At 69.4% G+C, this 8,288-nt stretch carries 5 protein-coding genes and 1 pseudogene; 2 read left to right on the forward strand and 4 right to left on the reverse strand.

The genetic code is table 11. The features are described from left to right. Window positions 1-120 precede the first annotated feature (120 nt). Entirely contained in the window at window positions 121-417 is a 297-nt protein-coding gene (locus VGR06_RS04140) for a hypothetical protein (RefSeq protein WP_327557594.1), read from the reverse strand. 862 nt (window positions 418-1,279) lie between these two features. Here VGR06_RS04140 and VGR06_RS04145 point away from each other — a divergent pair. Next, entirely contained in the window at window positions 1,280-1,717 is a 438-nt protein-coding gene (locus VGR06_RS04145; protein WP_327557595.1) for a pyridoxamine 5'-phosphate oxidase family protein, read from the forward strand. Between the two features lie 579 nt (window positions 1,718-2,296). Next, window positions 2,297-2,587 (forward strand): STAS domain-containing protein, encoded by a 291-nt coding sequence (locus VGR06_RS04150; protein ID WP_327557596.1) that lies wholly within the window; start codon window positions 2,297-2,299, stop codon window positions 2,585-2,587. A gap of 1,087 nt (window positions 2,588-3,674) precedes the next feature. Here VGR06_RS04150 and VGR06_RS04155 read toward each other — a convergent pair. The 3 genes and pseudogenes from VGR06_RS04155 to VGR06_RS04165 form a co-directional block, all read right to left on the reverse strand. After that, window positions 3,675-4,994: a hypothetical protein gene (locus tag VGR06_RS04155; RefSeq protein ID WP_327557597.1), complete on the reverse strand. Its 1,320-nt coding sequence runs from the start codon at window positions 4,992-4,994 to the stop codon at window positions 3,675-3,677. A 711-nt stretch (window positions 4,995-5,705) separates the two neighbouring features. After that, window positions 5,706-6,182: a hypothetical protein gene (locus VGR06_RS04160; RefSeq protein ID WP_327557598.1), complete on the reverse strand. Its 477-nt coding sequence runs from the start codon at window positions 6,180-6,182 to the stop codon at window positions 5,706-5,708. Window positions 6,183-6,874: 692 nt separating this feature from the next. Next, window positions 6,875-7,279 (reverse strand): annotated as a pseudogene (locus VGR06_RS04165) (IS5/IS1182 family transposase); the annotation flags it as partial. Window positions 7,280-8,288 lie beyond the last annotated feature (1,009 nt).

An 8,288-nucleotide genomic window follows, 5' to 3' on the forward strand; every position in this document is an offset into this window, starting at 1 on the left:
ACCCGGATTCATCTCCACCGCGATGCGTGGAAGGCTCACCCGCGACACGCAGGCAACACTGCGCTCCCTGCCCGCTGAGGGCCGGTCACGATATGGCAGCAGCCTCGAGTGCCGCCGCGGCTATCGCGCCGGCAGGGCGAGTTCGCGACCGCGGTAGAAGGCTTCGCGCTCGTCCACGACGTAGCGGGTCATCGCCTCGCGCCGGTGTGCCTCCGCCTCGGAGGCGCGCCAGGCGTCGCACGACTCCTTCGAGGCCCAGAACGAGACTCCGACCACCTCCTGCCCGTCCTCCGACCAGTACGCGTAGGCGCGGCGCATGCCCTGCGGGAAGGTGTCCGGCCGCCACGCCCGCTCGAAGTCCGCCAACGTGCCTGGCTTGATCCGGCGGGTTGTCATCCAGACGAAGTGCTCGTCCATTGCTGCCTCCTGTCCCACCGATGCGATCGGATGGCGCGCCGACGTGCCGGCGGCTGCCACCCGTCCCTGCCAACATCAGCGTAGGCCTGCCCACGCCCGGTCACAGATCTTGGACAGTTGGCGCCCGCAACGGCAGTACTTCCCGGTGTTACGGCTCGCCCATGGCGAGGCCGCGACCCGCGACAGACGTGATCTCGCGCCGGCCGGCGTGGAAGCCACGACCGGCGACGTGGCGACGCGCCGGAAGTAGCCTGCCGCTAGCTGATCGAACAAGCCGACGACGGCCACCCCAGGGTGGCACGGCCGGTCCGGGTCGTGCTCGCCGAGCTCGAGCAAGCTCTGGCGCTGGCCAACACCGATCCCGCTCCGACCTGGTCAACTGCACCAGCGCAGGGCGAGTGGAGGCGCATAGCCATGACGCCTTGCAACCCCGTTGGACGACACACCGAGGAAACTCGGATTGGCGTTCGAGCAGGTCACCCGACTTCAGGGTCCTCGGTGGACAGTCGAGCTACTTTGGATCTCCTTGAAGACGATTCGATGCGGCGGCCCAGCCGAGCGCCGTGGCAACCGGACAGGGAGCATCGTTCCTGGATCAGGACGATGGTTGCCTTTCCGCGGACCGGGGCTGTCAGCGAGGGCGTGTTGGCCACCCCAGAAGCCGGTCACGATCGAGTCGGGGGCGACGGGACGGCCGCTGGCGTGAAGGCCGGGCGGGCACCGCCAGGGCCGAAGGTCCCGCCGCTTCGGGAGACTCGGCCCTGGCCGCGCCGTCAGCTGGCCGGCACGATGAGGGGCTGGCGGCGCGAGGGCGGGCCAGTGGGTACGACGGCGTCGCAGGATTGGTGACGGGTGGTGGCCGATGGTTGCCCTGACGCGGCGCGAGTGCATGGATCTGCTGGCCTCGGTACCGCTTGGCCGGGTGGTCTTCACGCTGCGCGCGTTGCCGGCGATCCGGCCGGTCAACCACATCGTCGATGATGGCGCTGTGATCATCCGTAGCCATCTCGGCTCTGGTATTACCTCCGCGATGCCGGGCGGGCAGGTGGTGGTCGCCTACGAGGCGGACTGCATCGACACGGAGGCGAGGACCGGCTGGAGCGTGGTGGTGACGGGCATGGCGCGGTTGGTCCGCGACCCCGCCGACGTTGCCCGTTACGAACAGGCATTGCGGCCGTGGGTGGACCGTGCGATGGACTGCGTGGTCCGCATTGAGCCGGAACTCGTGACCGGTTACCGGCTCAGTCCTGGCCTCGACCAGCCGGAATCCGCGCTCGCTGAATCGTCTCCGGGCGCCTGAGCGTCCTCGGGCCAGCAGACGGCCGCGGGCGGCCAGGTGCGTCGATCGTGTGGAAGGCGGGTACCGCCTCCAGCACCCCGAGTGCCGCCGGCAGGCGGTGGAGATGAGACGTGGGGGCGGCCAGCCGCAACGGGTTGCACGTCGTGCCGGTCACGCGTTGCGGTCACCCGGCCGGCGGCGATCAGCATGCACGTTCCGGCGCCGTCACAGTCCGCCAACTCGGCCAGGTCGACCACCAGCGGCCGGTCAAGGTCGGTCAGCACCCCGGCCAGGGCGTGCTCCAGGCTGGACACGGTCGCCACGGTCGCCCGACGCTGCGTTCGAGAACCACCGCTTGTGGGCTGCGGTAGTGAATTCCGGCAGCCCGCCCACTGCATGACCGACATCCTTCCGGCCACCGTGATAAGTGTTCACACAGTCACAAGCGGTGCCCAACTCGCCTACCACCTCGCCGCCACACCCGACCGCGCCCGTCCGCGTCCGTAAGGGGCACGTGACGACCCGGTGACAGCCGTCCGAACAGGCGGGACATGACGGGGCCGACCAGCCGGCAGCCGTTGCGATGCGGTGGTGGGAAACGTGGGAGCGACCCTGAGCTACACCACACCGAGCTCCGTCCGGGTGCATGGCGACCTGGATTTCCGGTCAGCCCCGCTGTTGCGTGACGCCCTCGTCGAGGCGATCAGCCAACCGTTGGGCGAGGACGTGCAGGTGGACCTCGCCGGTGTCACCTTCCTCGACTGCGCCGGACTCGGCGCGTTGATCGCCGCCAGCAACGCGGCCCGCACCCGCAAACGCCGGATCTTCGTCACCAACCCGTCCGGCGCCGCCCGCCGCGTTCTGCAGATCTGCGACCTGCTGACCCCCTAACCCGGGGCGGGGAAACCGGCGTGCCTCGCTGACACTCGGGCGGGCGAAGCAGCCGCGGACACCGCGCGGCCCGCCGCCGGGGCCGGTCGCTGGGCGGTGTTTCGGCACACCCCCGGCGGTGGACCCGTCCCGCCCGCCAGCAGCCGCGTCAACCGACCCGCGCCCGCCGCCGTGAGGTAAGGGTCGCCCGCGCCACCGGGTTTTCCGGCCTCGCTCTCACGGCCGTCACGGCGAGGGCTTCCCCGGCCAGCCCGGGTAGGCCCAGCGCCCGCCGCAGATCGGCCGCCAAGGCACACCGCCCGGTACGCCGCGATCAGGCCCGCCACCTCACCCGCACGCACCGCGCCCAACACCAAACTCGTCGCGCACGTCGTGGCCCGCCGGGCCGATCTCGATACGCCATGTCCGGTTGTGGCACAGGAAGCGTGGACCGATGACGACGGTCAATACGGCTGCGCCATCTGGCCTCCCTCGTCCGCTACTCCAAGACGACCGACTCCTCCACCACCAGCACGGGCCATTCGCGCTGGTGAACGGCCTTTCCCGGGCTACTCCCGCCGGAGACCCGCGCGGGTTCGACTCCCGCCGTCTCAAAAAGAGGCCGGCGGGAGTCGAACCTCGCTTATGCCAGCCCGGTGTCAAAGGGCTGGCACGCGGCATGGATTTCGCAAAAGTGAGGGGTTGCGGGGGGTGAACCGCTAGCTCGTCCACCACTCTCGATGCTTAGCCTACGTCGACACCCGCAGGCCCGAGCGTCTTCCTTGTCGGGACGGCGGGATGTGAACCCACGACCCTTGACCCGGGTAGTCGAAGGCCCCGGCGGCATGCTCAAGCCACGGTCGGGTTCGCCACGATGATTGCCCTGGCGGCGGATGCTGACTGGTGCCGTGGAAGCCGGCATCCGGCCGCGTGGTGGACAGCGGATGAGTTCTGCGGTGGTGACCGCGGGCTGCGTCGCCAGGTCCACTCCCCGCTGAACGGCGGTCCCGGCAGCCAACTGGGAATGAGCGGCCCGTGTGCCGCGGGCCCCCACGCCGACGACGAGGCGAGGGGGTGAGCGTCCGCTCACCCCCTCGGATGTGTCTGGTCAGCTGCGGCTGTCGTCGCCCCGACGGTCCGACGAGGTACGCGAGCGGATCGCGGCCGCGACGGCGTTGACTGTCTCGATCACGGCGGCCGCGGCCTTGTCGACGAACGTGGCCGTCACCTCGCGTAGCCGGGTCCGGAAGGCCTCGACCTGCTCGTCGGTCCACACCCCGCGCGTTTGCGGTCGGTCGGTCGCCGCCGGTTCGGCGACCGCCACCGTCGAGCCCACCGGCTCGGAGTCTTCGGTGTCCTGCGCCGCCTCGGCCACTTCCTCTTCCATCGCCGGGGCTTCTTCGGTTGCTTCCGCATCGACGATGTCGGAGACCGACTCGTCGAACACGGGCGTGACCTCGCTCTCTTCGGCGGCCCCGGTCGCCTCTTCGAGGTCGGTCGGCGGGATCGTATCGCCGACGAACTCGGCCGCGTCTGCGGGAGTGTCCGCCGGAGTCTCCGCGGCAGTTTCGTCGGCTGCCGCGTCTTCGGCGGCGCTCTCCTCGGCAGCGGTCGGTTCGGCGGTGAGGGCCTCGGTGACGAGTGCCTCGGCGCCCTCGGTCTCTTCGTCTGTCGGTGCTTGCGGGGATTCGGCCGGGGTCGGCTCGCTCGCTTCACCGACGCCCTCGGTGGCCGCTTCGCCGGTACCTTCCTCGGCCGCCTCGCCGACGCCTTCGGTGAGGTCGCCGGCGGGTGTCTCGATCGTCTCGGCCGGAATGGGTCCGGTCGCTTCGCCGAGCCCTTCGTCCTGCGCCTCGGCAGGCGGCTCGTCGACTTCGCCGACAGCCTCGCCGACAGCCTCGGCCGCCGGCTCGTCGGTCGCATCGTCGGCCGGTTCGTCGACGGTTTCGGCCGCTGGTTCGTCCGCGGCCTCGACCGCTTCGGCCGCCGGTTCTCCCGACGCGCCGACCGCCTCGTCCACCGCGGTACCGGCCGAGGGCTCCTCGTCGGCTGCGGACTCGCTCTCCACGACGGCTGTCTCGTCTGTCGGGGGTTCTTCGGTCGTTGCCTCCTCTACGGGTACGTCCTCAGCCACGGGTTCCGCTATCGCACCGGGGACATCGCTGGGTACCGCCACGACGTCGATGGGTGCGAGGTTGGCCGGCACCTCCCCGGCCGCCGACTCCTCGGCCGCCGTCGCCTCACCCGCCTGCTCCTCCGCTGGCGTTACCTCGACCGCCGCGGCGACGGCATCGCCGCCGAGGGAAGGCGCTTCGGCGTCGACGATCGCGGGCGACGCCTCTACCGGCTGGCTCGCCGTCTCCGCGGCCGCCGACGGCGGCGCTCCGCCTACCTGGCCCCCGCCATCCAGGGTGTTCGGGTCCTGCATGTTTCCTCCGTCCGCTCGCTGTGGCGCGCACAAGCCCAGTTGCGCCCACGGCCGGGGACAGAACCCCGGGCGGCGCCCGCCCGAGCCGCCACACCGGCCGGGCCGGTGGAGGAGCCGACAACGCGGCACCGTGCCGGCCGCGGGTATCGCGGAGCTGCGACGACGGTACGGCGGGACAACAGGGTGGCGACGAGGGGTGAGCGTCTGCCCGGACGACGCTGCCGGGATGTCCGTGCGGCGCAAGGAAAAGGTACCTCCGGATCACCGCCAGCACATCCCTTGGAGGACGTGTTCGGGACTCGGAAGAATCTCGCGATATGACCGGCGTGCCCGCGTCTCTCGATCCGGTTGTCGCGGCCCGGCTGTAGCGCGATCCGGCCGGGTTGGTGCCCGACTTGACCGGCCACGCTCCCTCATGGATGACCCCAGCATGGTCAACACCAGGAGTTGACCAGGACGAACGCGAATACGCGCTGGTCAGAACGGTGGTGTTCGTTGGTTTACCGAGGGCGAGGGAGGCAAGACCGGCAAGATCGTCTCCCCAATTTCTCCCCACGATCGTTGATCGTGCCGGTGTTGGCATCACGTCGAAATCGAACGGCAGACCATCGGATTAAGAGGCACAGTAGAGGCGGCCATCACGTATCACGACAACCGGTCAACGCGGTGTGGGTGTCAGCACTGGGAGGCGTCCGGCAGCGCTGGTTGCTGTCAACTCAGCGTGCGTGGGGCAAGCGGTTCGTGCTTCAGAAACTGTCGGCCGAGAAGGTGGCGGCGAGCCTCCATCATCGCTGCCTCGAAGCCGAGATCACCGACATCGACGTAGGGCAGCGAAAGGCGTCCACACCCTCGACGAAGAAGGCCGCTCTCGTGGCGGATCCACGCCGCGGCGGCGTCGAGCTCGGTGCGGGTGGCACCCGCGTGCTGGGGCTTCGGCCCACGGTAGCCGGCAAGATCGTCCCCGGAGAATCGGGTGTTGCCGAGGAAACACGCCCGGATCGTGACCGTCGGCAGCGCCGCCGCCAGCCGCGGGACCATCGCCGGCACGATTTCGGGTCCTTCGACCATGAACTGCTCGGCCTCCTCGCTGCATACCTCCACAGCCTGTTCGATGTGCGGGTACATCAGGTCGCCGACCGCCGTGCCTGGCACGTCGCCTTGGTCGAGCTCGTCAAGCTCCGGCAGCACCCGCCGCAGTACGGTCCGCAGGACATCGGTGGGCAACCACGGGATCCCATCGCTGAGCAGCAGCCGGTGCGCCAACGACGACTTGCCAACCCGGCTGGGACCTCCGACGAGAAACACGTGACGCGCCACAACTCGAATGCTCGCAGATCTCGCCACCGCCTCCCGAGCCGGCCGCCCTGCAGGCCGACTACCAGATTTGTCGTTGCTGAATCAGCCGTCCGGGATCCGGCATCCCGTCGCGCAGGCTTCGCCCGGTCGGGCCGCGTCCGCCTGGTCCAGGTGGAGCGCCCCACCGTACGAACTACCTGGACCAGGCGGACGCGGTCTGGCTGCCTTTGGTGCGCGGCGGGACGCCAATTGGTGCCGGTCCATCCCGGAGCGCCCGGGTCCAGGGCGGGTAGCCCTGGACGCCGGAGGCATCGCTCGTGTGTCGGCGACCGGGCGGCGGCGCGATCGGCCAGGCCGGCGCGGTGGTCCCCGTGAAGATGGAGACGTTGCGTGGTAGCGGGCGGGCGCGCCATGGGCCATGCTCAGGATGCTCGATGCATGCCACCCGCCGTTGCGGCTCTGTCGACGTCTCGTCGATCAACGGCGCGGGTGGCCGGCTCCGCCCGAGACCCCGGCGGCGCCCGTAGGCGCTCTCGGTTCTCGTACGACTTCTTGGCACGGAGGAACGCCATGAGGTCCACAGCGGCCAGCCGTCCCGACCACCACAGATCCACCCCTGGTGTCGGTCCGGGGGTGCGGCACCGGTCGGTCTCGATCAGGGTCCCGTCGATGGTGACGTGGGCGTAGCCGGCGATCTTCGCCGCGAGCAGCACCGACGGCCGTCCGGGAGCGTGGGCGGCGAGCGCGGTGAGGCCTTCGTGCAGGTAGGTGTACCCGGTCGAGCGGCTGACCTGGTTGTCGGCGGCCAGCTGGGTGATCCGGGTGCCGTCGAGCAGCCAGCGCAGCACCAGGATCGCCTGCCGGTAGCAGCCCAGCACCCTTGTTCCGGCCCTGGTCCCGAGCCGTCGCCGTTCGGCGTGCAGGAGACCGGACAGGAACAACACGGTGTGTTCACCTACGGGCAGGGTGGCGGTGTATGTGACACTCATAGCTGCGCAGGACCCTACTGAATTTCTGTGAGAGGACCACTTCATACCGGGGTTCTGCGTCTTCTCGTTGCACCGCAACAGGTTCGGGTGTGTCCACACTCGACGACCGGCGACGGCTACCTGACGTGTTCAGGCCGTTAATCGGAATGGCTCATTAACTAGGCTGACCGACGCTCGCTCCGACCTGCGGCCAGATGAGCGCGAGATTACTCATAGCGGCAGTGCAGGGCCACGGAGTGGCCTTGACCTCTATCAGAGCTGTCAGCGATTACTTGGGCTCGTGCGGTCTTGCCGACGACTGAATCGGCTGCCCAGGAGATCGCCCCGACCTTCCGCCAAGCCGGATCGCTAGGTGGTCAAGTTGAGTCCCCCGCGTCCGCCCGGTCCCCTAGGGTCCAGGCCAGCGCCGGCCTCATCGTCTGCCGGGGCTGTTCGGTCCGGCTGATCCCATCCGTCCCGACGAGTCTCGTTAGCAACCGGTTAGCAGGGTGGCTCGGCGGATCACCTCGATGCGATCTGTCGGCGACGCGGCCTCATGCGGTGTCGTACGAGGTCAGGCGGTCACGGTGTGGTCCGGTGACGCTGGTGGCGTTGCAGTACTTCGCTGCTGTACCGGACTTCCCAAGACGGCTGCCAAGCGGCATCCCGCGGTGCCTCGCGTTCGCGCCCAAGAGCGACACGGGGACGCGGGCATGCTCGATGGATGATCGTCGGATCAGCTCGTTCATTCCGTCGATGCCATTCGCGACACTGCCGTGAAGGATGGCGAGCGGAGACGTCGGTGATGGAGCTACGACACACCCGGGAGGGCTATTTCTGACAGATCTACCCCGCGCCCCGCGCCAGCCGCGCGGGCAAAGAAAGGAGCACTCATGAAGATCAAGCGAGTATCCGGCCGCGTCGCGTTGGTCGCCGTGGCTGCCGGAGTGACAGTACTCGGCGCCAGCGGCGTCGCCGCCGCCGATCCGCCGGGCGAGGCGTTTCCGGTCGTCTGTGACAACGGCGTGAC

Source organism: Actinophytocola sp., from assembly GCF_036002505.1.
Lineage (GTDB): Bacteria > Actinomycetota > Actinomycetes > Mycobacteriales > Pseudonocardiaceae > DASYTH01.

Coding starts and splice junctions, on each gene's coding strand:
- VGR06_RS04155 (WP_327557597.1), bottom strand. CDS start 4,994: ATGCAGGACCCGAACACCCTGGATGGCGGGGGCCAGGTAGGCGGAGCG.
- VGR06_RS04145 (WP_327557595.1), top strand. CDS start 1,280: ATGGTTGCCCTGACGCGGCGCGAGTGCATGGATCTGCTGGCCTCGGTA.
- VGR06_RS04140 (WP_327557594.1), bottom strand. CDS start 417: ATGGACGAGCACTTCGTCTGGATGACAACCCGCCGGATCAAGCCAGGC.